The organism is Catenulispora pinisilvae (assembly GCF_015356865.1).
Lineage (GTDB): Bacteria > Actinomycetota > Actinomycetes > Streptomycetales > Catenulisporaceae > Catenulispora > Catenulispora pinisilvae.
The window spans coordinates 37,939-63,324 of sequence record NZ_JAAFZA010000014.1; the positions used below are offsets into that span (position 1 = coordinate 37,939).

The following is a 25,386-nucleotide window of genomic DNA, read 5'->3' on the forward strand; positions in this document are numbered from 1 at the left end:
GATCCGACGACCATGACGGCATCCGAGCAAGACCGCGCCGCCGCCCTGCCCGCCGACCTGCAAGAGGCGCTGCGCCGCCGGCTGGCCGGACGGTCCGGCGGCGCGGCGGCCGCCGCCGGCCGGCCCATCCCCCGCGCCGACCGCTCGGGCCCGCTGCCGCTGTCTTTCGTCCAGCAGCGACTGTGGTTCCTGGACCAGTTGCGGCCCGGGGACTCCCGCTACAACAGCGCTGTGGCGGTGCGGTTCACCGGGACGCTGGACCGCCGGGCGCTAGCCGAGGCCCTGACCGCGGTCGTGGGACGCCACGAGGCGCTGCGGACCACGTTCGAGGAGACCGACGGCCGGCTGGCGCAGCTCGTGCGGCCGGCCGGGCCGGTGCCGATGCCGGTCCGCGACCTAGCCGCATCACAAGACGTTGAGACAGTTTTGCTGGCGGAGTACTCGCGCCCCTTCGACCTGCGCCAGGGACCACCGCTGCGGGCCCTGCTGGTGCGGGAGTCGGACACCTCGCACGCCTTGCTGCTGACCGCGCACCACATCGTCACCGACGGCTGGTCGATGGGTGTGGTGCTCGATGAGCTGTGCACCGCCTACGACGCCTTGGCCCTGGGCGCCGCTCCGGACCTGCCGCCGGTGGCGACGCAGTACCCGGATTTCGCGGCGTGGCAGCGTGCGCAGCTCTCAGGCGCCCGGGCGGAGAAGCAACTCGCCTACTGGAAGGACCAGTTGGCCGGCGCGGTGGCCCCGGAACTGCCGGTGGACCACCCGCGGCGCGGCGAGGAGGCCGGGCCGGGGGCGGTCCACGCCTTCTCCGTCCCCGCACAGCTGACGGCCCGGCTGCGCGCGCTGGCCACCGAGCGGCACACCACGCTCTACACCGTGCTGGTCGCCGCCACCCAGGCGCTGCTGGCCCGCTGGTCCGGACAGGACGACGTGACCGTCGGCTCGCTGACGCCGGGGCGGTCCCGGACCGATCTGGAACGGGCAGTCGGCTGCTTCGTCAACACGGTGGTGCTGCGCACGCCGGTGGAGCCGTCGGGCTCATTCCACGATCTGCTGGCCGCCGCCACAGCCACCGTCAACGACTCCTTCGCGTACGGCGACACACCTTTCGAGCGCTTGGTGGAGGCGGTGGGCGCGCCGCGCGAGGCTGGCCGCAACCCGCTGTTCGATGTCATGGTCCTGCTGCATCCCTCCCCGCCGGGCGCCACCGCCCCGCACGGGCTGCGAGTCTCCCCGGTCGACATCCCCAGGCAGACTGCCACCTTCGACCTGAGCGTGGAGTTCGTGCCCGACGGGGACGGACTGACAGGACTGCTGGAATACCGCAGCGATCTGTTCGACGGATCCACCGCGGAGCGGATGGCCGAGCAGCTGCTGCATCTGCTGGACGGCGCCGCCGCCGAGCCGGATCGGCCGCTGGGCACGCTGAATCTGCTCTCTGACGCGCAGACCCGCCAAGTGACGCAGGACTGGAACGCCCGCGTGCTTCCCGTCGAAGACATCACCTATCCGGAAGCCTTCCAACGCCGGGTCGCCTTGACCCCGGACGCTCTGGCCCTGGTCGCAGGAGAGGAGCGGCTGGACTACGCGACGCTCAACACCCGCGCCAACCGGCTCGCCCACTACCTGATCGCCCTGGGCGCCGGTCCCGAACGGCTGGTCGCGCTGCGGCTGCCGCGCACCGCCGACATGATCGTGGCGATCCTGGCCGTCTGGAAGTCCGGTGCCGGTTACCTGCCGCTGGACCCCGGGCTGCCGGACGAGCGGGTCCGGTACCTGCTGGACGATGCTCAGCCGGCGCTGGTCCTGGACGAGACGGTGTTGGGTGCGATCCCGGCCGATAGCCCTGGCATCGATCCCGCCGACACTGACCCCACCGACGCCGACCGGCTTGCGCCACTGGACCCGGCGAACATCGCCTACGTCATCTACACCTCCGGCTCCACCGGCCGCCCCAAGGGCGTCGCGGTGTCGCATCGCTCGGCGACCCACCTGCTGGCCACCCACCGGGCGGGCTTCGTCGCCGACGCCGGTGGCGGGCCGCTTCGGGTCGCGCTGACCGCGTCCTTCTCCTTCGACACCTCGCTGGAGGGCGTGCTGCTGATGGCCGACGGCCACCCGCTGCACCTGGTGGACGAGGCGACCCGGATGGACCCGGCCGCCCTGGTCGAGTACGTGGTCCGGCATCGCGTCGACTTCCTCGACGTGACCCCCTCCTACCTCGGTCAGCTGCTGCCCGCCGGGCTGCTCACCGATGCGCGGCACCGTCCCCGGGTCCTGATGCTCGGCGGCGAGGCGGTCGGCGCCGGCTTGTGGCGCGAGCTCGCTGGACACCCCGAGGTGGCCGTCTACAACTTCTACGGCCCCACCGAGTGCACCGTCGACGCGCTGTCCTGCCGCGTCGCGGACGCCGATCGTCCGCTGCTGGGCCCGCCGCTGCCCAATGTCCGGGCCTACGTCCTGGACGCCCGGTACCGGCCGGTGCCACCCGGCGTCGGCGGCGAGCTGTACCTGGCTGGAGAACAGGTCGCCCGCGGCTACGCCGGCCGTCCCGGCCTGACCGCCGCGCGCTTCACGGCCGATCCGTTCGGGGCGCCCGGAACCCGGATGTACCGCACGGGCGACCTGGCCCGCTGGACCGCCGACGGCCGCCTGGACTACCTGGGGCGCGCCGACGACCAGGTCAAGGTTCGTGGTCACCGCATCGAACCGGGCGAGGTCGAGGCGGCGTTGCTGGACCTGCCGGAGGTCGGCGCGGCGGCGGTCGTGGCCGTCCCCGACGCGCATGGGCAGGCGCGGCTTGCGGCTTATGTGGTGCCCGCCGGTGCCGATGGAGGTGCTGGTGGCAGCGGGAGTAGCAGCGGCGGCGGCGGCGCCGTGCCGCCCTCGGCCGAGCTTCGGGCGGCGCTGCGGCGCGTGCTGCCGGACCACATGGTGCCGTCCTCATTCACCGCGCTCGCCGCACTGCCACTCACCACCAGCGGCAAGCTCGACCGCCGCGCCCTGCCCGCGCCCGACGTCGAGGCGGAGGGCGGGCAGCGCGAATTCGTCGCCCCCCGCACGCCGCAGGAGGAGATCCTGGCGGGCATCTGGGCCGACGTGCTCGGCGTGAGCCGGGTGGGCGTCACGGACAACTTCTTCGAGCTGGGCGGCGACTCGATCCTGAGCATCCAGGCCGTCTCCCGAGCCCGGGCCGCGGGCCTGCGCCTCAGCTCGGCCGACGTGTTCCGGCATCAGACCGTCGCCGACCTCGCCGCCGCAGTCGAGCACCGCCCCACCGCCCCGACCGCGACACCGCTCCAGCACGACACCGGTCCCGCGCCGCTGACCCCGGTCCAGGAGTGGTTCTTCGCCACGCACGGCCCGCTGCGCCACTTCAGCATGTCGATGCTGCTCGATCTGCCGCGCGACCTCGACGAGGCGGCGCTGGAGCAGGCGCTGCAAGCGGTGGTGGCGGCGCATCCGGCGCTGCGCACCCGGTTCGCGCGCACGGCGGACGGTTGGCGGCAGGAGCCGGTTGCCGGGCCGATCAATGGATTGCTGACGCGCCACGACCTGCCTGCCGATACTGCTGACGCCGAAACCGAGCGGCTTCAGGGGGCTGATGCCGCTCGCGCGGCTCTCGACCCGGCGACCGGAGTACTGCTGCGCGCGGCTCTCCTTCTTCCAACCAGTGAAGCGCTCTCAGCCGGTGAAGAGCTCCCGGCCAGTGCAGCGCTCCCGGTCGGCGAAGCCCGCCCTCAGCTCTTCCTCACCGCCCACCACCTGGCCGTGGACAGCGTCTCCTGGCGCGTGCTCCTGGCCGACCTGGCCTCGGCCTACCGCCACACCGCATCGGGCGAGCCGGAGCACACCGCGTTCACCGACTGGGCCCGCCACCTCTCCGAGCGGGTGCGCGCCGGCGATCTCGACGCCGACCTGCCCTACTGGACCGCCGAAGCCCAGACCCCGCGAACCCCGCTGCCCGTCGACCGCCCAGGCGTCCCGCTCGCCGGCTCCGTGCGCACCGTCCAGACCCGGCTGGACCGGGCCACCACCGAGGCGTTGCTGCGCCGGGTCCCAGGGGTCTACCACACCCAGGTCGGCGACGTGCTGCTCAGTGCGCTGGGCCGGGCGCTCGCCGACTGGGTCGGCAGCGAAGCGGTGAGTGTCGTCCTGGAGGGCCACGGCCGCGAGGACCTCGGCGGCCCGGCCGGCGGGGAGATCGACCTGTCCCGCACCGTCGGCTGGTTCACCAGTCAGTACCCTGTCACCCTGGCCCCGGCGGGCCCGGCCAATGCGCCAGACTGGGCCGCCACCTTGAAGGAGACCAAGGAGCGGCTGCGGGCCGTGCCCCGGCGCGGGCTGAGCTACGAGGCGCTGGCCCGCCTCGGCTCGCCCGAGCCGTCCGCCCGGGCTCTGCGTGACGTGCCGCTGCCCCAGGTGTCCTTCAACTACCACGGGCAGTGGTCGGCCTCGCAGGACGGGGACTTCGCCCCCGTCGGCCAGACCCTGGGCCGGGACATCGCCCCCGATGCGCCGCTGGACCACCTCCTCGACGTCTCCGCCGTGGTGGCCGAGGGCGAGTTGGAGATCACCTGGCACTACAGCGACCAGGTGCACGAGGCGCAGACCGTCCAGGGCTTGGCGGACGCCATGTCCGGCGCGTTGGCCGCCATCGTCGAACACTGCGACCGCCCCGGCGCCGGCGGACGCACCCCGTCCGACTTCCCGTTGGCCCGCTTGGACCAGGCCGGTGTGGACCGGGTGGCCGGCGACGGGCGGGACGTGGACGACCTGCTGCCGCTCACCCCGCTCCAGGCGGGCATGCTCTTCCACCGCCTGGTCGGCGGTCCGGACGACGTGTACGTCGACCAGGCCGCGCTGCTCCTGGACGGCGTCGCCGACCCGCACGCCTTCGCCGCCGCCTGGCAGCGGGTGGCCGACCGCACGCCCGCCCTGCGCACGTCGGTGGTGTGGGAGGGCGTCCCCGTGCCGCTTCAGGTCGTGCACCGCTCCGTCCGGGTCCCGGTGACCCACATCGACCTGCGCGCGGCGAGCCCGGCCGAACGCGCCGACCAGCTGGACCGGCTGCACGCCGAGGACCTCGCGCTGGGCCTGGACACCGGGACCGCGCCCCTGATGCGGCTCACCCTGATCCAGCTCCCCGAAGCCCGCCTGCACCTGCTGTGGACCTCCCACCACCTGATCCTGGACGGCTGGAGCCTGGCCCAGGTACTCACCGACGTCTTCCAGGAGTACACGGCGCTCACCACCGGCGCGCAGGCGCGCCCGGAGCTGCGCAGGCCCTTCGGTGAATACGTGCGCTGGCTCGCCGAGCAGGACATCGAGGCCGCCCGCGATCACTGGCGCGGCGTCCTGGACGGCTTCGCCGACGCCACGCCGCTGCCCGCCGACCGCTTCGCGCACGGGGTCCACCGAAACCGTTCGGCGGCCGTGCACGCCGCCGGGCTGTCCGAGGAGGAGTCGCGGCTGCTGGCCCGCACCGCCCGGCAGGCCGGGCTGACCCTGGGCACCCTGGTCCAGGGCGCCTGGGCGCTGCTGCTGTCCCGCTACAGCGGCGAACCGGACGTGCTGTTCGGGACCACCGTCTCCGGACGTCCCGACGACCTGCCCGGCGCCGAGTCGATGATCGGCATGTTCATCAACACCCTGCCCACCCGCGTCCGGCTGGACAGTGACCGCACCGCCGCCGCCTGGCTCAGGGACCTGCAACAGGCGCAGGCCGAGGCGCGGCGCTTCGCCTCGGTCTCGCTGGCCGAGCTGACCGCCATGGCCGAGGTGCCCTCCGGCAGCGCGCTGTTCGACAGCATGGTGGCCTTCGAGAACTACCCCTTCGACCAGGCCACGGCCGACTCCGGGGTGCGCCTGGCCGAGGTCTCCTCCCGCGACGCCACCAACTTCGCGCTGGTGCTGCGGGCCTACCAGCAGGAGCGGTTCGGCTTCGACCTCGCCTACGATCCGGAGCTGTTCGACGCCGCGACCGTGCGCACCCTAGCCGACCGCCTCTGCCTGCTGTTCACCGAGCTGGCCCGAGATCTGGACCGCCCGCTGCGCGACTTGGCGTGGACGACCGCCGAGGAACGGCGGCGGATGCTGGCCGACGTCAACGGCGACGCGCACGGCAGGCCCGGCCAGAGCCTGGTCGACCTCTTCGAAGCGCAGGTTGCCCGCACTCCGCACGCCGAGGCGGTCAGCTACGGCGACGAGCGCATCGACTACGCCACGCTGGACGCGCGCGCCAACCGACTCGCGCACCGCCTGGCCGAACTCGGCGCCCGCCCCGAACGGTTCGTGGCCCTGGCGCTGCCCCGCTCGGTCGATCTGGTGGTGGCGGTCCTCGCCGTGCTCAAGACCGGCGCCGCCTATCTGCCCATCGACCCCGCGCTGCCCGCCGAACGCCTGGAGCAGCTGCTGCAAGACGCCGAGCCGGTCGCACTGGTGACGCTCACCGACGACGCCACGGCCAACGCGGCGACCGGCGTGCCCGTCCTGTCGCTCGGCGACCGCGAAGTCCGCGCCGACCTCGCGCGGCGCTCGGCCACCGCGCTCGCCCCGGCCCACCGCCCGCTGCCCGACACCCCCGCCTACGCCATCTTCACCTCCGGCTCCACCGGACTCCCTAAGGGCGTCGTGATCCCGCACGCCAACGTGGTGCGGCTCTTCGAGCAGACCGAGCAGTGGTTCGGTTTCGGCGCCGAGGATGTCTGGACCCTGTTCCACTCCTACACCTTCGACTTCTCGGTCTGGGAGCTGTGGGGCCCGCTGCTGCACGGCGGGCGGCTCGTCGTCGTGCCCGACGACACCGCCCGCTCCCCGGAGGACTTCCTGCGACTGCTCGCCGACGAGCAGGTCACCGTCCTGAATCAGACCCCGTCGGCGTTCTACCCGCTGGTGCGCGCGGACGCCGAACACCCGGAGCTCGGCGACCGGCTGGCCCTGCGCACGCTGGTCTTCGGCGGCGAGGCGCTGGACGTGACGCGGCTCGCCGACTGGTACGACCGCCACCCGGACACCGCGCCGCGCCTGGTGAACATGTACGGCATCACCGAGACGACCGTGCACGTCACCCACGCCCGGCTGGAAAGCGCCACGGCGCGCGCCGGCGGTCCCGGACCGATCGGCACCGGCATCCCCGATCTGCGCTTGTACGTGCTCGACACCGACCTGGTCCCGCTGCCCGCCGGCGCGGTGGGCGAGTTGTACGTGGCCGGGGAGGGCCTGGCCCGCGGCTACCTGAACCGGCCGGGCCTGACCGCCACCCGCTTCCTCGCCGACCCGTTCGGGCGTCCCGGTACCCGCATGTACCGCACCGGCGACCGGGTCCGCCGACGGACTGACGGCACCCTGGAATACCTGGGCCGGGCCGACCAGCAGGTGAAGATCCGCGGCTACCGCATCGAGCCCGGCGAGATCGAGGCCGCCCTGCACACCCACCCGGGCGTGGGCGCCGCCGCAGTCGGCGTATATCAGGACGCCTCCGGAACCCGCCGGCTGGTGGCGCACGTCGTCGGCGCGAACAGCTCCTCGGCTCCGCCGTCCGCGGCTGAGCTGCGCGCCCATCTGGAGCGGCAGCTGCCCGCGTACATGGTGCCCGCCGCCTACGTCCCGATGGCGGCCCTGCCGCTCACCGTCAACGGCAAACTCGACCGGCGCGCGCTGCCGGTGCCCGGACCGGAGGGTTTCGCGGTCGACGGCGAGCGCACGGCGCCGCGCACCCCGGCCGAACGGCTGGTCGCCGCCGCCTGGGCGGACGTCCTGGACACCGGCGAGGTCGGCGAGATCGGCATCGAGGACGACTTCTTCGCCCTCGGCGGGGATTCCATCCTCGCCATCCGCGTCATCTCCCGGCTGCGCGCGGCGTTCGGCACCGACGTCTCGCCGCGGCTGCTGTTCACCCACGCCAGGCTGGCGGATCTGGCCGCCGCCCTGGGCGAGCCGGTCGGCGAGCCGGGGGTGTCGGCCGACGCCATCCCGGTCGCGGACCCGGACCCGGACACTGACACAAACACAAACACTGACCCGAACACCGAGCCGCCACTGTCCTACGCGCAGCAGCGGCTGTGGTTCCTCGACCGCTTCGAGCCGGGCAGCACCGAGTACACCACCATGTCAGTGCTGCGCTTGAGCGGAAGCCTGGACGAGCCCGCCCTGCGCACCGCCCTGGACGGCCTGGTGGAACGGCACGAGGCGTTGCGCACCACCTTCAGCGAGCACGACGGCCATCCGCGTCAGGTCGTACACCAGCCACAGCCGGTCGAACTGGCCGTGGACGACCTCGCCGGGGAACCCCCGGCAGCCCTCGACGCCCTGCTGGAACGCCTGGCCGCCATCCCGTTCGACCTGGCCGCCGGGCCGCTGCTCCGGGCCCGGCTGGTGCGCTCGGCGTCCGACGAGCACGTGCTCATCCTGGCCCTGCACCACATCATCACCGACGGCTGGTCGATGGGCGTCCTCGGCCGGGACCTGGCGGAGCTGTACGCGGCAGCCTGCGAGAGCCGCCGCCCCGACCTGCCCGCGCTCCCCGTGCGCTACACCGACTACGCCGCCTGGCAGCGCGCCCGCACCGACCGCGCCGAAGCCGACCTCGCCTACTGGCGCGAGTCGCTGGACGGCGTTCCCCCGCTGGAACTGCCCACCGACCGGCCCCGTCCCGCCGTCCGCACCCGCGAGGGCGCGCTGGCCACCTTCACCCTTCCCGCCGCGCTCACCGGACGGCTGCGCGAGCGCGGCAGGGAGGCCGACGCCACCCTGTTCGTGACACTGCTGACCGCGTGCCAGGTGCTGCTGTCCCGCTGGTCCGGCGAGCAGGACATCGCCGTGGGCACCGTGACCGCCGGCCGGGAGCGGCCCGAGCTCCACGACGTGGTGGGCATGTTCGTCAACACCCTGGTCCTGCGCGGCAGCGTGCGCCCGGACCTGCCGTTCCGCGATCTGCTGGCCGCGACGCGCGAGACCTTCCTGACCGCGCTTTCCCACCAGGAGGTGCCCTTCGAGCAGGTGGTGGACGCCGTCCAGCCCGAGCGGGACACCAGCCGCACCCCGCTGTTCCAGGTCATGGTGGCCCTGCACAACCTGGGCGCCGAAGTGCCGCGGCTGCCGGGTCTGCGGGTGGCGCCGGTGACCCCGCCCATCCACAACGCCACCTTCGACCTCTCCTTCGACTTCGTCGAGGACGAAGGCGGCCTGACCGGCTACCTGGAGTACAGCACCGGTCTGTTCGACGAGGCGACCGCCGAGCGGCTGACCGCCTGTCTACGGACCCTGCTGGAGGCCGTGGCAGCGGACCCGGCGCGCGCCGTCGGCGCTTTGCCGCTGACCACCGCCGACGAACGGCGCCAGGCGCTCCGGTCGGGGCTGGGCGAGTCACTGCCGGCGCCGGACACCGTCTTCACCGCCCTGTTCGAGGAACAAGCAGCCCGGACCCCGCACACCACCGCGCTGGTGGCCCGGGACGCCACCTTGGACTTCGCCGCCCTGAACGAGCGCGCCAACCGGCTCGCCCGGCACCTCGTTGCGGGAGGCGCCGGGCCGGAGGACGTGGTGGCGATCCGGCTGCCCCGCGTCTCCGACGCCGTGGTGGCCCTGTTCGCGGTGCTCAAGGCGGGCGCCACTGTGCTCTGCCTGGATCCCGAACTGCCGGCGGAACGGGCCGGCCTCCTGATGGCCGACGCCCGGCCGAAGCTGCTGCTGACGCTTGACGACCTGCGCGAGGTGCCGTGGGACCGGCTGCCCGCCGGCGACCTCACCGATGCCGATCGGACGCGTCCGCTGCTGCCGCAGCACACTGCGTACATCATCTACACCTCCGGCTCGACGGGACGGCCCAAGGGCGTCGCGGTGGAGCACCGCCAGTTGGTCAACCTCTGCCGGGACCACGGAGCCGGGCTGTTCGCACCACACTCGTCACACCCGGCCGGCGGGTGGCTGCGCATGGCGCTCAGCGCCGCGTTCTCCTTCGACACCAGCTGGGAGGGGCCGCTGCTGCTGGCGCTGGGCCAGGAGGTCCACCTCATCGACGAGGACGTCCGCCTGGACCCGGAGGCGTTCTGTGCCCTGATCGCCGAGCGCCGCCTGGACGTGGTCAACGTCACCCCGTCCTATCTGCGCGAACTCCTCGCCGCCGGGCTACTCGCGCCGGACCGCCACCGTCCACGGCTGCTGATGGTGGGCGGCGAGGCAGTCCCCGGCGACGTCTGGCGGGAGTTGTGCGCCGCGCAGCGCGACCTCGGTGTGGCCGCCTACAACGTCTACGGGCCCACCGAGTGCACCGTCGACGCCTTCTACGGACTGTGTGCGGACCGCCCCGACCACCCCGACCGTCCGGTCGTCGGCCGTCCCGGCCGCAACCTGCGGGCCTACGTGCTCGACGATGCGCTACAGCCGGTACCGCCGGGCTTGCCGGGGGAGTTGTACCTGGCCGGCGCCCAGGTGGCCCGCGGCTATCTGAACCAGCCGGGTCTGACCGCCGCCCGCTTCCCGGCCGATCCGTTCGGCTCGCCGGGGGAGCGGATGTACCGCACCGGCGACCGGGCCCGCTGGGACGCGGACGGACTGTTGGAGGTGCTCGGCCGGGCCGACGAGCAGGTCAAGATCCGCGGGTTCCGGATCGAGCCCGGCGAGGTGGAGGCCGCCCTGCTCGACCATCCGGACGTCGCGGAGGCCGTGGTCGTCGTGCGCGAGCACGCGGGCCGTCCGATGCTGGTCGGCTACCTGGTGCCCGCCGGGGATCAGATCCCGCCCGCCGAGGAACTGCGGGTCCGGTTGCGGCGGACGCTGCCGGACTACATGGTGCCCGCCGCGTTCGTCCCGCTGGACCGGATCCCGCGCACCACAGGCGGCAAGACCGACCGCCGCGCACTGCCCGCCCCGGACACCCAGCCCGACAGCGGCGCCGAGTACGTGGCACCGCGGACCGGGATCGAGGAACAGCTCGCTGCGATCTGGGCCGAGGTGCTGGGGCTGGCCCGGGTCGGCGCGCACGACAACTTCTTCGCGCTCGGCGGCGACTCCATCCTGAGTATCCAGATCGTCTCCCGGGCCCGGGCCGCCGGGATCGCCCTGACCACCAAGGACGTCTTCCGCTACCAGAGCGTCGCCGAACTCGCTTTGCAGGCCGGCCCCCTGACCGCGCCCCGGGACGCCGACGGCGGCACCCCGCCCGCCGAAGCGCCGCTCACCCCGATCCAGCACTGGTATCTCGACGGCCGCCGCCCCGGCGACCCGCTGCGCTTCACGATGACCCAGCGGCTGGAACTGGCCCCCGGCACCGACTCCTCGGCCCTGCGTCAGGCGACCGAAGCCCTGGTGCGCCGGCACGCGGCGCTGCGGACCCGGATGCGCCACACCGAGACCGGCTGGCGTCAGGAGGCGCTCGCCGAGGTGCCCGACGGCCTCTTCACGGCGCGCGACGTCGCAGACTTCGATGACGCAGCTTTTGAGGCGGCGGTGCAGAGCGCCACCGACCAGGCTCAGCTCGGCCTTGATCCGGTCGGCGGCCGGATGGTCCGCGTGCTCTACTTCGACCGCGGTGCCGAACAACCGGGCCAGCTCGTCATCACCGTTCACCACCTGGCCGTGGACGGCGTCTCCTGGCGCATCCTGCTGGCCGATTTCCAGACCGCGTACCGGGCGGTCAGCGCCGGCGGATCCGCCGAACTGCCCGGCGCCGGCACGTCCTACGGTCACTGGGCTGCCCGGCTGGAGCAGCACACCGGCTCCGGCGCCCTGGACACCGACACCGAGTACTGGACGCGCGCTGTCGCAGCCCCCGCCGAGCTGCCCGCCGGCCGGCTCGGGGCGAACACCCACGGCTGCGCGGCCACCGTCACCGTCACCTTGGACGCGCAGACCACCGACGCGCTGCTGCGGCAGGTTCCTGAGGTCTACCGCACCCAGGTGAACGACGTCCTTCTCAGTGCACTGGGACGCACCCTGTCCCGCTGGTGCGGGCGCGAGACCGTGCTGGTCGGTGTGGAGGGGCACGGCCGGGAGGATCTTTTCGACGAGCTGGACTTGTCCCGAACAGTGGGCTGGTTCACCGCCGAATTCCCGCTCGCGTTGAGCGTCGCGCCCGATGCCGGGTGGCATGACACTCTCCGCTCGGTCAAGGAGCAGCTGCGCGCGGTGCCGCTCCACGGACTCAGCTATGGCGCTCTGCGGCACCTGGTGCCGGACAGTGCTCTGGCCGGTGTGCCGAGTCCGCAGATCGGCTTCAACTACCACGGCCGCTGGGACGCCGAAAGTGGCGGCGAGCAGGGGTTGTACCGCAGCTCGCTGCCCCCGGCCGGTCGCGATACCGACCCCGATGAAGCCCGTCCCTACCTGCTGGACATCACGGGAATAGTCCAGGGCGGCCGCCTCGAACTGGGCTGGACCTACCCGCCGGCCGTCTACGACGAGGACACCGTCAGCCACTTGGCCGAGCAGATGTGCGCCGCCCTGCGCGAGATCGTCGCGCACTGTGCCCGCCCGGACGCCGGCGGCCGCACCCCGTCCGACTTCCCGCTCGCCGTACTGACCCAGGACCAACTGGACGGGCTCGTCGGCGACGGGCGTCAGGTCGCCGACATCCTGCCGCTGACACCGTTGCAGTCCGGGATGCTCTTTCACGGGCTCGTCGACGACGAGGGTGTCTACTTCGACCGGATCGCCGTCCGGATGTCCGGGGTCGCCGACCCCCGCGTGTTCGCACAGGCCTGGCAGACGGTCGCGGACCGCACTCCGGCGCTGCGCACCGCCGTGCACTGGCGCGGCCTGCCGCATCCGGTCCAGCTGGTCCTCAACCGCGCCGAGGTGCCCGTCACCTATCTGGACTGGCGTCAGCTGCCGCCCGAGCAGTGGCCCGCCGAGACCGACCGGCTGCTGGCCGCGGACCGTGCCGCCGGCATGGACCTGACGACCGCGCCGCTCACTCGCCTGACCTTGGCCACCCTGCCCGGTGACGAGTTGCTGCTGCTGTGGTCCACCCACCACCTCATCCTGGACGGCTGGAGCACCGGGCAGCTGCTCACAGAGGTCTGCGAGCAGTACGCCGCCCTGACCGGCGGTCCTCAGCAGCGGCGGCAGCACCCGCCGGTCCGCCGCCCCTTCGCGGACTTCCTGCGCTGGCTGGCCGACCAGGACGAGAACGCCGCCGAAGACCACTGGGCCGGTGTCCTGGCCGGGTTCACCGCGCGCACTCCACTTCCGTACGACCGCTCGCCGGCGCAGGCACACCGGGCCCGGTCCGCCGCGGCCGTCCACCACGAGCTGGACGAGGCGGTCTCCCAGCGGCTGCGGGAGTCCGCGGCCGCCGCCGGACTGACCGTCAACACGGTGCTGGAAGGTGCCTGGGCGCTGCTGCTGGCGCGCTACAGCGGCAGCGACGACGTGGTCTTCGGGACGACGGTCTCCGGCCGCCCGGCCGAGCTGCCCGGCGTCGAGGCGATGATCGGCATGTTCATCAACACCGTGCCGACCCGGGTCCGGATAGCCGCCGGCGGCGTGCGGCCCTGGCTGCGGGACCTTCAGGAACGGCAGAGCGACGGCCGACCCTTCGACCATCTGGCGCTGCCCCGCATCCAGGCCCTGAGCGAGCTGCCTGCCGGCGAGGCGCTGTTCGACAGCATGCTGGTCTTCGAGAACTATCCCGTCGACGAGTCGGCCGCGGCCCGGACCGGCGTGGGCGTGGTGGACGTGCGGGCCGACGACGCCGCCACGTTCCCCTGGTGCCTGCGCGTCCACCTGGCCGAACGGCTCGGCTTCGACCTGGCCTACGACCCCGCGCTGTTCGACCGGGCGACCGTGGAACGCGCGGCGGAGCGCCTGGCCGTCGTGCTCACCGCCCTGGCCGCCGATCTCGACGGCACGCTGGACGAGCTGGACCCGCTCACCCCGGCTGACAGGGCTGTGCTGACGTCATGGCAGACCACTGCCCGCCTGGTCGCCCCGCGCAGCCCGGTGGAGGTCTTCGCCGAGCAGGTCCGCCGCACCCCCGACGCGCTCGCGCTGCGCGACGGCGCTCGCGAGACGACGTACCAACGGCTCGCGCAATGGTCCGACCGCCTGGCCGCCCGGCTGCTGGCCGACGGGCTGGCGGCCGAGGACCGGGTGGCGCTGCCGATGGACCGATGCGCCGAACTCGTCGTCGCGCAGCTGGCCGTGCTCAAGGCGGGGGGTGTCTACGTACCGATAGACGCCCGGGCTCCCGAAGACCGGCGCCGAGCCCTGCTGGCGCTCGCCGGTGCCGACCGGTCGCTCACTGTCGAACAGGTCGCCGATGCCGATGCCGATGCCGATGCCGACCCCGACTGCCCAGTAGCCCTTCCCCCGGCCGATCCCGACCAGCTCGCCTACGTGATGTTCACCTCGGGCTCCACAGGAGAGCCCAAGGCGGTGGCGGTCCGGCACCGCGACGTGGCCTCCCTGGCGACCGACAGCCGCTTCGCCGACGGCAGCTGCGCCCAGGTGCTGCTGCACTCCCCGGTGGCCTTCGACGCCTCCACCTTCGAAGTCTGGGCGCCGCTGCTCACCGGCGGCTGCGTGGTCGTCGCTCCCGAAGGTCCGGTGGACGCGGCGCTGGTGCGGCGGTTGGCCGGGACCGGTGCCCTGACCGCGCTGTGGTTGACCGCCGGGCTGTTCCGGCTGCTGGCCCAGGACGCGCCGGACTGCTTCGCGGGCCTGCGCCGGCTGTGGACCGGCGGTGACGTGGTGCCCGCGGCCGCCGTCCGCCGGGTCCTGGCCGCCTGCCCGGACCTGAGTGTGGTGAACGGTTACGGACCCACCGAGACCACCACCTTCGCAACCTCCTTCGTCCTGTCCGACCCGGCGGCGGTGCCCGACCCCGTACCGATCGGCCATCCCCTGGACGACAAGCGCGCGCACGTCCTGGACGCCGCGCTGCGCCCGGTCCCGCCGGGCTGCGCGGGCGAGTTGTTCGTGGCCGGCGAGGGCCTGGCGCGCGGCTATCTGGGCCGCCCCGGCCAGACCGCGGCGCGCTTCCTGGCCGATCCCGCAGGTCCCCCCGGAGCCCGGATGTACCGCACCGGCGACCTGGCCCGGCGGCGGCCGGACGGGACCGTCGAGTTCCTGGGCCGCACCGACGACCAGGTGAAGATCCGCGGCTTCCGAGTGGAGCCCGGCGAGGTGGCGGCGGTGCTCGCCGACGCCCCCGGCGTCGCCGACGTCGCCGTGATCGCCCGTCAGGACCGGCCCGGCGGCAAGCGGCTGGTGGCCTATGTCGTCGGCCCGGCGGGGGAGGACCTGCCCCGGCTGCGGGACTTCGCCGCCGACGCCCTGCCGGACTACCTCGTGCCCGCCGACTTCGTCCCGCTCGGTGCCCTCCCGCTGAACCGCAACGGCAAGGTGGACCGTGCGGCGTTGCCGGCTCCGGACGCCGAGGGCGACACCGGGCGGCCCGAGCGCGTCGCGCCGCGTACCGAGGCCGAACGCCGCGCGGCGGAGGTCTTCGGGGAGGTACTGGGCATAGCGCCGCCCAGCGTCGAGGACGGCTTCTTCACCCTCGGCGGGGACTCCATCCTCAGCATCCGGCTCGCCTCCCGGCTGGCCGAGGCGTTCGGCACCGACCTGACACCGCGCGCCGTGTTCACCCATCCCACACCGGCCGGGCTGGCCCGGCTGCTCACTGAAGAACTCGGCCGAACGGACGGGCCGGCCGGCGCCGAGCGCCCCGCCATCGTCCCGGTCTCCCGTCAGGGCCCTGCGCCGATGTCGTATGCCCAGCAGCGCCTGTGGTTCCTGGAGGAGTTCGCGCCCGGCGGCACCGAATACGTCACCGCTCTCGCCCTGCGCCTGCGCGGCGTGCTGGACCTCGACGCCTTGGGCTCGGCCCTGGACGCCCTGGTGGCCCGGCACGAGTCGCTGCGCACCACCTTCGACAGCGTCGACGGGCACGGCGTTCAGCTCGTCCACCCGCCGCACCCGGTGCGGATCCGGGTACACGACCTGTCCGGACTGTCCGAGGACAAGCAGGATCCGGCCTTGCGCCTGCTGCTCGCCGAAGAACGCGCCCGTCCCTTCGATCTGCGCCGCGGACCGCTGCTGCGCGCCGACTTCATCCGGCTGGCCGACGGCGATCAGGTGCTGGCCTTCCACCTGCACCACATCATCACCGACGGCTGGTCGACCTCGGTCCTGCTGACCGACCTGGCCCACTTCTACCGCGCCGAACTCGGCTCCACCGAACCCTCCGCCGAACCCCCGTTGCCGCAGCTGGCGGTGCAGTACGCCGACTACGCGCACTGGCAGCGCTCGACCAGCGGCACCGGCTCCGGCTCCCACACCGGTACCGACGACCAGCTCGCCTACTGGAAGGAGCAGTTGGCCGGTACCGAGCCGCTGCACCTGCCCACCGACCGCCCCCGGCCCGCCGTGCGCACCGCGAACGGCGTCAGCACCCGCCTGGAGGTTCCCGCCCAGACCGCCCGCCGCCTGGCCGGAGTCGGCCGGAAACAGGGCGCCACCTTGTTCACCACGCTCGTCGCCGCCACCCAGGCGTATCTGGCCCGGCTCAGCGGGGACACCGACATCGCCGTCGGCACCGTGACCTCCGGCCGTGATCGGGGGGAGACGCAGCACCTTGTCGGGTTCTTCGTCAACACCCTGGTTCTGCGCTCCCAGGTCGAGGCGCGGCGGTCCTTCACCGACTTCCTCAGCGGCGTGCGGCTCACCGTCGTGGACGCCTTCGCCCACCAGGACGTGCCGTTCGAGCGGGTGGTGGACGAAGTACAGCCGGCCCGCGACACCAGCCGCACCCCGCTGTTCCAGGTGATGGTGGTCCTGCAGAACACCCCGGCCGCCGACCTGGACCTGCCCGGCCTGGCGGTCACCGACGTCGAGACCGAGGTGGATCAGGCGGCGTTCGACCTGACCTTGGAGTTCGTCGAGACGGACTCCGGAGCCTTGCACGGCTTGATCACCTACAACCTGGACCTGTTCGACACGGCGACTGCTGAGCGGATCGCCGACCAGCTCAGTACCCTGCTGGCGGCCGTCTCGGAAGATCCCGAACAGCCCATCGGCACTCTGCCGCTGGCCGGCGACGGCGAGCTGAAGACCCTCCTGACCCAAGCCCGCGGCCCGTTCCACCCGGTCGCCGAGGCGACCCTGCCGGAGCTGTTCGAATGGCAGGCGGCCCTCATGCCGGACGCCCCGGCGCTGCTGGTGGGCGAGCGTGAGCTGACCTACGCCGAGCTGGACCGGGCCGCCAACCGGCTGGCCCACCGGCTCATCGCCCGAGGCGTGGGGCCGGAGCGGATCGTGGCTCTGGAGCTGCCCCGCGCGGCGGAGGCGGTGGTGGCGCAGCTCGCCGTGAGCAAGGCCGGCGGCGCCTTCCTGCCGGTGGATCCCACCTATCCGGCGCAGCGGCGGGAGTTCATGGTGCGCGACTCGGGTGCCTTCCTGGTGCTCGACGACCCGGCCGAGGTGTGGGCCCAGGCGTGGGCCGAGGACGGCCGGCAGAGCGCGCCCACCGACGCCGACCGCACTACCGCGCTCACCTTGGCCCACCCCGCCTACGTCATCTACACCTCCGGCTCGACGGGGACGCCCAAGGGCGTGATGGTGACCCACCGCGGACTGGCCGGCTTCGCCGCGGCCGCCGCCGAGCAGTACGCGGCCGGACCCGGCGACCGGGTGTTGCAGTTCGCTTCCCCCAGTTTCGACGCCTCCGTGCTGGAGCTGTGCGTCTCGCTGCTCAGCGGGGCCGCGCTGGTCGCCGGCGAGGAGGGTCCGCTGGTCGGCGAGCGGCTGGCCGAGGTGCTCGCGCAGCGGCGGATCAGCCACACGCTGATTCCCCCGGGAGCGCTGGCCACCGTGGACCCTGCGGCGGCGGACGCGCTGCCCGCGCTGCGGACGCTGATCGTCGGCGCCGAAGCCTGCCCGGCCGACCTGGTCGACGTCTGGGCGCCGGGCCGCCGGATGATCAACTCCTACGGTCCCACCGAGGCCACGGTGGTCGGTACCTGGACCGGCCCGCTGACGGCGGGCGCGGGAACGCCGCCGATCGGCAGCCCCGCCGGCACCACCGTCGTCTACCTGCTGGACGCCGCGCTGCGGCCGGTCCCGCCGGGGGCGATCGGGGAGCTGTATTTGGCCGGCCCCGGTCTGGCCCGCGGCTATCTGGGCCGCCCGGGTCTGACGGCCGCCCGGTTCGTGGCCGACCCCTTCGGCGCCCCGGGCGAGCGCATGTACCGCACCGGCGACCTCGCGCGCCGGCAGGCCGACGGCGACCTGCGCTTCGCCGGACGCGCGGACCACCAGATCAAACTGCGCGGCTTCCGGATCGAGCCGGGGGAGGTCGAAAGCGCGCTGCGGCGCGGGCCGCTGGTACGTGACGCGGTCGTCATCGTGTCCGGCGGCGGGACGCAGGACACGACGACGACCGCCGGGCCTGCCCGGCTCGTCGCCTACGTCGTCTTGGCGCAGGAGCCGGCCGAGACCCCGGGGAACGGGGTGCCGGTCGCGGAACTGCGTGCGCACCTAGCCGAGCTGCTGCCGCCGCACATGATCCCGTCGGCCTTCGTGCCGCTGGACCGGCTGCCGCTCACCCCGAACGGCAAGCTCGACCGGGCGGCGCTGCCCGACCCCGGATCCGTCCAGGCCGTCGCCGGGCCGCGGGTCGCACCGCGCACCGACGTCGAACGCCGGATCGCCCGGATCTGGGCCGACGTGCTGGGCGTGGAGGAGGTCGGCGCCGACGACAACTTCTTCGTCCTGGGCGGCGACTCCATCCTGAGCATGCAGGTGGTGTCCCGGCTGCGCCGAGACGGCCTGCACCTGGCGACCCGCGATCTGTTCAGCCACCAGACGGTGGCGGAACTGGCGACCGTCGTGCGCGACGCCCCGCAGCGCGGCGGCGACAGCTGGACGACCGGAACGGTGCCGCTCACACCGATCCAGGAGTGGTTCCTGACCACCCCGCGCACCGCGCACCACCACTTCAACCAGTCGACGCTGCTGGAGCTGGACGGCACCTGCGACCCGCAGGCGCTGCGCGCGGCCCTGAAGGCCTTGCTGGAGCACCATGACGCGCTGCGCATGCAGTTCACCCAGGACGCAGAGGGCTGGCACCAGTTCAACCCGCCGCCGGCGCGCGCCGATGCCGCCGACGACGCCGATGCCGCCGACGACGCCGATGCCGCCGACGACCTCCTGGTCTGCCACGACCTGAGCGGGCTCGCCCCGGAACAGGCCGACGAGGCCATGGCGAAGGCGGCCGACGATCTGCACGCCGGTTTCGATCTGGCCCGCGGCCCGCTACTACGCGCGGCCCTGTTCAGCGGCGACCCCGATCGGCCGGTCTTCCTCCTGCTGGTCGCCCATCACCTGGTCGTCGACGCCGTCTCCTGGCGCATGCTGCGCGACGACCTGGAGGTCGCATATCAGCAGGCTGCGCAAGGCGACCCGATCGCGCTCGGGGAGCGCGGCACGTCCTTCCGGGACTGGGCGCTGGGACTGGCCGCGCATGTCGCTGAAGGCGGTCTGGACGAGGAGCTGCCCTATTGGGAGCAGGCTGCCGCCGTCGAGTCCGGCGTGCCGGCCGAACTTCTGGCCGCCCCGCCCGCCGAGACCGCGGAGGTGACCATCGAACTGAGCGAGCAGGACACGACAGCCCTGCTGCGCGCCGCCCCGGCGGCGTACCGCACCCGCGTCAACGACGTGCTGCTGGCCGCCCTGGCGCTGGCGCTGGCCCGCTGGCGCGGGGATGACCTGGTCCGCCTGGATCTGGAGGGGCACGGCCGCGAGGAGGTGGTGAAGGGAGTCGACTTGTCCCGCACGGTCGGCTGGTTCACCACCGTCTACCCGGTCGCCGTGCGCGTGCCCGCTCTGGGCGAGCTCGGTCCGGACCGCGACTGGCGGTCTCTGGTGAAGTCGGTACGCCGCCAGCTACGCATGGTGCCGGGGAACGGACTGGGCTTCGGCGTTCTGCGCACCTTCGGGCCGCCCGAGGTCCGCCGGCGCCTCGGCGCCGCCGGGCACGGCGAGGTGGTCTTCAACTACCTCGGCCAGTGGGACGCCCGCCCGCAGGACCCGGAAAGCGGCCTGGTGCGCACCGAGCACGGTTCGTTCGGCCAGGACCACGACCCCCGCGACGGCGGTTCCCACCTGGTGGAGGTGGTGGGCGCGGTCCGCGACGGCCGCCTGGCCTTCACCTGGCACCACCGTCCCGCCGTCCACGACACGGCGACCGTGCGCCGGGTGGCCGAGGAGTTCGGCCAGGCCCTGCGGCACATCGCCCGGCACGCCCGAGGAGGCCGGTGACGCCTTTCGGATCCGACTGCCCGACTGCCTGACCGCCCGACCGACGGCGACGACAACCCAACGAAGACTAAGGAATCTGACATGGATGAGAACACCCGCTACCAGGTGCTGCGCAACGACGAGGAGCAGTACTCGCTGTGGCCGGCCGACATCGAGGTGCCCGCGGGCTGGCAGCCCGTCGGTAAGGAGGGCACCGAAGCGGAATGCAGCGACTACGTCGACGAAGTCTGGACCGACATGCGTCCGCGGAGCCTGCGCGAGCGCATGGCGGACTCCGAGGCCTGATCTGTATCTCCTAGGCCTGATCTGTATCTCAAAGGTCTGATCAGTATCTCCAAGGCCTGATTCACCGCGCGACGGGGCGCCGGGCACCATCCGGCACCCGTCACCTGTGTGCTCTCTACCCCCCTTTACCGGCGAGCGGTGCCGCCCCGCTCACACCTGACGGAGGTCGCCGTGACCCCTGTTCTGCGCACCGAACGTCTGGAATTCATCCCCTACCGGGACGAGGACGAAGACCACTTCGTCACCCTCCTGCGCGACGAGGAGGTGTGCCATTGGATGGGCCAGGACCGCGCGAGCGAACCGGAGCTGCGCGCGCTGTTCCGCGCGGTCCGCGATGAGGTCTATCCCAGAGACCTGTTCGACGTCTGGGGCTTGTGGCTCGACGGCGCCTTCGTCGGGCACGCCGAGCTGAAGAAGACCGGCAACGTCGACGGCCAGGAGATGATCGTCGCGCTCAGCCCGCCGTTCTGGGGCAAGGGCGTGGGAACCGAGGCGGTCCGCGGGCTGTTACGCCACGCCGCCGACAACCGCGGTCTGAAGGAGGCCTACGGAATGGTGGGCGCGGAAAACACCGCGAGCCTGGAGCTGTGCCGTCGGCTGGGGTTCCGCCACCTGCGCGACGTCGTCGGCGACGACGGCACGGTGACCAAGATGCTCGTCATCTCCACGGCGGATCCGGCATGACCGGATCCGTCACCGAGCACGACGCCGACGCGGACGCGCCGCAGGCCGACCGACCGCCCAGCCTGTGGCGCAATCGCGACTTCAACCTGCTCTGGAGCGGCCAGTGCCTCTCCGACCTGGGCAGCGCCGTCTCCGACCTGGCGCTGCCGCTGCTGGTCTTCGGGCTGACCGGTTCCCCCTCGCGGGCCGGTCTGGTCGGCACGGCCGGCCTGGTCGTCGCCACCGTCTGCCGGCTCCCGGCCGGCGCTCTGGCCGACCGCTTCGACCGGCGCCGACTGATGATCCTGTGCGACGCCGTCCGGCTGATCGGATACGCGGCGCTGGCCTGGGCGGTCGTGGCGGGTGCGGCCAGCCTGCCGGTGATCATGACGGTGGTGGTCCTGAGCGCCGCCGCGACCGCCGTCTTCACCACGGCGGAATTCGCCGCGGTCCGCAGTCTGGTGCGCCCAGACCAGATCGTCTCCGCCGTCGCCCGCAACGAGGCCAGGTCGTACGGGACCACGCTGGGCGGCCGACCGTTGGGCGGGCTGCTGTTCGGCCTGGGCACAGCGCTGCCGTTCCTCGGCGACGCCGTGAGCTACCTGCTCTCGCTGTCGGCCATCCTGTGCATCCGCAGGCCAATGCAACAGCCCCGCCCAGAACTACCGGAGGCCCCCGCCAAGGCGGGGCGGCGCGGACAGGGGCTGCGGTTCGTGCTCGGCAACCCCTTCCTCCGATCCCTGATCGTCGTCGCCATCCCCCTCAACACGGCCTTCACCGGAATGATCTTCGCGATGACCATCTCCCTGCGCCGATCGGGACTGTCTCCGGTCCTGATCGGCGTGGCCACCATGGTCATCGGAGCCGGCGGCCTGCTCGGCGCCTTCAGCGCCCCGGCCCTCCAGCGCCGCCTGCCCCTGCCGACCCTGATCAGAGTCATCTGCTGGTCCACCGCCGCCCTGATGGCGATCAGCGTGCTGCTCGCCACCGGCATCGCCGCCGCCGCACCCCTGGCGCTCGCGATCTTCCTCGGCCCCACCGCCAACGCGGCCCTGTTCGGGTATCAGGCGGCTGTCACCCCGGACCACCTCCAAGGCCGCGTGGTCAGCGTGATCCTCCTCGCCGCCACGTCGGCAGCCGCCCTCGCACCCGCTCTGGCCGGGTTCCTCCTCGCCAACATCGCCGGCCGCACGGCGCTGCTGACCTTCCCGATCATGGTCGCGGTCTCCGCCGTGGTGGCCACGTTCAGCGGCGGGATCAAGTCCATGTCGCCTCTGCCGTGAGACTCAGGCGCCGACTATCTCCTCATGGGGGCCGTTCCCATGAGGATCGTCAGAAGCGATCCAGACGGCAACCTGACAGAACCGACTCAACGCTCCCGTCGACCACCTCCCGCGCGACCAGGCGCCCCACGGCCGCGGCCAGCGTGACCGCCGAGTGCATCACGGCCAGGTAGAGGCCGGGAACCTCGGCGACCGGCCCGACGATCGGCTCACCATCGGCCGGCATCGGGCGCGCCCCGATCCGAGTGCTGAGCAGCTCGACACTCTCGGCGCCACGGAAAGTGGACCGGACGGCGCCAAGCATCCGTTCCGGCGAGTCCGCAGCGGCGATCAGCCGATCCGCGCCGACCTGCCGAAGATCGAAGTCCTCGGTGTTGACCACGGTGCGGACCAAACCGGCCGGACCGCGGAACCGGAACAGCGGGCACGGCGACGGCTCGACCGGAACGCGCACGCCGAGCGACGCGCCTAGCGCAGCCGTGGCGACTCCGGCCGCCAGCACCACCGTCGCACCGGAAAGAAATCCCGCCGTCGTCTCAACCCCGGCAACCCGGCCCACCGCATCCCGGCGGACCGCGACGACCGACGTGTCCAGATGCACCCGAGCCCCATGGCTACGAGCCCCCGCAACCAGCCGCCCGCTCACACCCACCGAGTCGACAGCGCCATCATCCGGCGCCCAGACCGCCCACTCCGGAGGCCGCCGAACAGCAGGCTCAAGCCTCGCCACGGTGGCCGCGTCCACGATCCTCTCCCCGGGCCCGGCATCCGGCGCACTGTCCTCCCTGCTCCAGCTCAGCGAACCGGACCAGCTCACGGGGAGCCCCGGCAACTCGCCCTCAAGCCGGCGGTACTCCTCCGTCGCGGTGACCCGCAGCCCGGCGGCCGGCCCCCTACGCACGCCGGACGCCCCGATCCACGCGAACGAATCCGCCGTCACGCCGGACCCAGGCCGCCCCGCATCGACCAACGTCACCGCGGCCCCCGCCCGGGCAGCGTGATACGCCACCGACGCACCGACAATGCCGGCGCCGACGACGACCAAGTCCTTACTCGTCAGTGGGTTGAACACGTCTCGGGACCCTACCGTCCGCCGCTCGGCGTGCGGGAGGCACTTTTCATCAGACCAAGCCGGGACGGAGACGACCCCGCCCCGGCCACGGACTCCAAAGAGCCCGCTTCGCGGAACGGGAGCAGTTACCAGCAGTGGCACTGACCTTGTGCGTCAGGATCCAGCCGGTCCCGGTCCACGCCGCGAACCAGTGCTGGTAGTCGTTGCCGCTTCCGCACGGGTTGGCGTACACCGAGGTGCCGTTGCCGTCCAGGCATTGGCCGGATGCCGAGTCCTCTCGACGTTGCCGTTCGTGCCGAACGTCGCCCCGGTGGGGGAGTCCAGCACGGCGTTGCCGTCGGTCTGCTCGACCAGAGCGTACGTGTTCGTGCCGGTGGTCCCGGAGAACCACAGCGCGGTCCCGATCAGCATGCCGGTGCTGTTCATGAGCGGCATCCCGGGCCGGATGACCAGGCTGCCGTTGTTCTGCGGGGCCAGCGTGGCGCCGGGGTTGCCGGCGGTGTCGGAGGCCCAGATCGGCCGGCCGTCCTTCTTGTACAGCACCAGGTTCCCGTCTTTCTGCCACGTGAGCGTGGTGACCGGGCCGGCCCAGCTGATCGGCCCGGCCGAGGCCGGGTAGATGGTGTTGTCGATGAAGGCTCCCACCGCACCGGTGCCCTGGACGGCGGCCCGGCCGCCGACGGACACCCGGACCGGCGGCGGTGGCGCCCCCGGTGCCGCCGAGGTACAGCGGCGGCGCGATGGTCGGATCGGTGATGTCCCGCATCTCGAAGTCGGCGTGCAGGCTCGGGTCGGCCAGCGTGGCGCCGAGCGCCGGGGTGGCGCTAGTGCCCCTACGGCTACGACGGCGCCGGCGACAGCACCAGCCGCACCGTCGACTCCGGATCCACCCCCGTCAACGAAACGCTGAGTTGGGGCCTGGAAGGCCACCTGTCCACCGTCACCGACAACACCACCAAGCACCAAGTCGCGGCCTACGGGAACCACGACCGCCGAGCGCTACTTCGCCTTCCCCGACGCACCCGTCATCATCGTCGGCTCCGACGGATCCATCACCGACGAAGCCACCACCTCCCAAGGCGCCGGGACGGTCACCGTCCAGGAGACGCCGGGCGCGCAGAATCAGGGCCGGATCATCGCCCGCCGCTACAGCAAGCCCTTCGGCGAGACCCGCGGGGCACCGGTGACGCAGAGCACCTCGCCGGCCTGGCCCGACGACCACACCTTCCTCGGCAAGTCCACCGACACCGGCACCAGCCTGGTCGATGTGGGTGCCCGTAAATACGACTCGAGTACCGGACGCTTCATATCGGGCGATCCCATATTCCAGCCGAACAGCCCGCAGACCATAGGCGGATACGCCTACGCGGGCAATGATCCCGTCAACGGGAGTGACCCCACCGGACTTGATCCCCACACCTGCGCACCGGGCTACCATCACGACAGCAGTAGCGGATCGATGCGATGCGTCCCGGACTCCAGCGGCGGCTCGACCACCAACCCTGGGCCAGACCCCACCCCTCACGCGCAGTGCCCAACAGGCCTTCGATGGAATGGCCACAGCTGCGTCCCCACTGATGGTGGTGGAACCTCAAGTGGCACGGACGCCGGTGCCGGAGCCCCCCGGGGACACCAGTATCGGCACCGAGCAGGATGTGGAATCGACCATGAGAGATGGCTGTGTTCCCAGTGAAGCGGGGCTGATATCAAGCAGTTGCACCGGGGAAGTGACGCCACTCGGCTCGGCGGACACGAAGTGGTGTGACATGTCAGGGATATGCACCGAGCGCACTGTCGTCTGTGACGACGATGGATGCA

At 72.6% G+C, this 25,386-nt stretch carries 7 protein-coding genes; 5 read left to right on the forward strand and 2 right to left on the reverse strand.

Annotated features, from left to right (window positions below; translation table 11 throughout):
- Positions 1 to 12 precede the first annotated feature (12 nt).
- From IZR01_RS06560 to IZR01_RS06575, 4 genes are all read left to right on the forward strand, one after another.
- Entirely contained in the window at positions 13 to 20,265 is a 20,253-nt protein-coding gene (locus tag IZR01_RS06560) for a non-ribosomal peptide synthase/polyketide synthase (protein ID WP_194923273.1), read from the forward strand.
- 81 nt (positions 20,266 to 20,346) lie between these two features.
- Complete coding sequence (locus IZR01_RS06565; RefSeq protein WP_194892235.1) at positions 20,347 to 20,550, forward strand: MbtH family protein; 204 nt, start codon at positions 20,347 to 20,349, stop codon at positions 20,548 to 20,550.
- Positions 20,551 to 20,721: 171 nt separating this feature from the next.
- Positions 20,722 to 21,234: a GNAT family N-acetyltransferase gene (locus IZR01_RS06570; protein WP_194923274.1), complete on the forward strand. Its 513-nt coding sequence runs from the start codon at positions 20,722 to 20,724 to the stop codon at positions 21,232 to 21,234.
- A complete protein-coding gene (locus tag IZR01_RS06575) occupies positions 21,231 to 22,496 on the forward strand; it encodes an MFS transporter (RefSeq protein ID WP_194923275.1) in 1,266 nt (421 codons plus the stop codon). The genes IZR01_RS06570 and IZR01_RS06575 overlap by 4 nt, the downstream gene beginning before the upstream one ends.
- A 49-nt stretch (positions 22,497 to 22,545) precedes the next feature.
- Here the strand turns inward: IZR01_RS06575 and IZR01_RS06580 are convergent, their stop codons facing one another.
- Together IZR01_RS06580 and IZR01_RS06585 are read right to left on the reverse strand one after the other, a co-directional pair.
- Positions 22,546 to 23,709 (reverse strand): NAD(P)/FAD-dependent oxidoreductase, encoded by a 1,164-nt coding sequence (locus tag IZR01_RS06580; RefSeq protein ID WP_323746930.1) that lies wholly within the window; start codon positions 23,707 to 23,709, stop codon positions 22,546 to 22,548.
- Between the two features lie 12 nt (positions 23,710 to 23,721).
- Positions 23,722 to 24,255, reverse strand: a complete 534-nt coding sequence (locus IZR01_RS06585; protein ID WP_194923277.1) for a hypothetical protein — start codon at positions 24,253 to 24,255, stop codon at positions 23,722 to 23,724.
- A gap of 496 nt (positions 24,256 to 24,751) precedes the next feature.
- On the opposite strand from IZR01_RS06585, the gene IZR01_RS54080 reads away from it, so the two are divergent.
- A complete protein-coding gene (locus tag IZR01_RS54080; protein WP_194892240.1) occupies positions 24,752 to 25,261 on the forward strand; it encodes an RHS repeat-associated core domain-containing protein in 510 nt (169 codons plus the stop codon).
- Positions 25,262 to 25,386 lie beyond the last annotated feature (125 nt).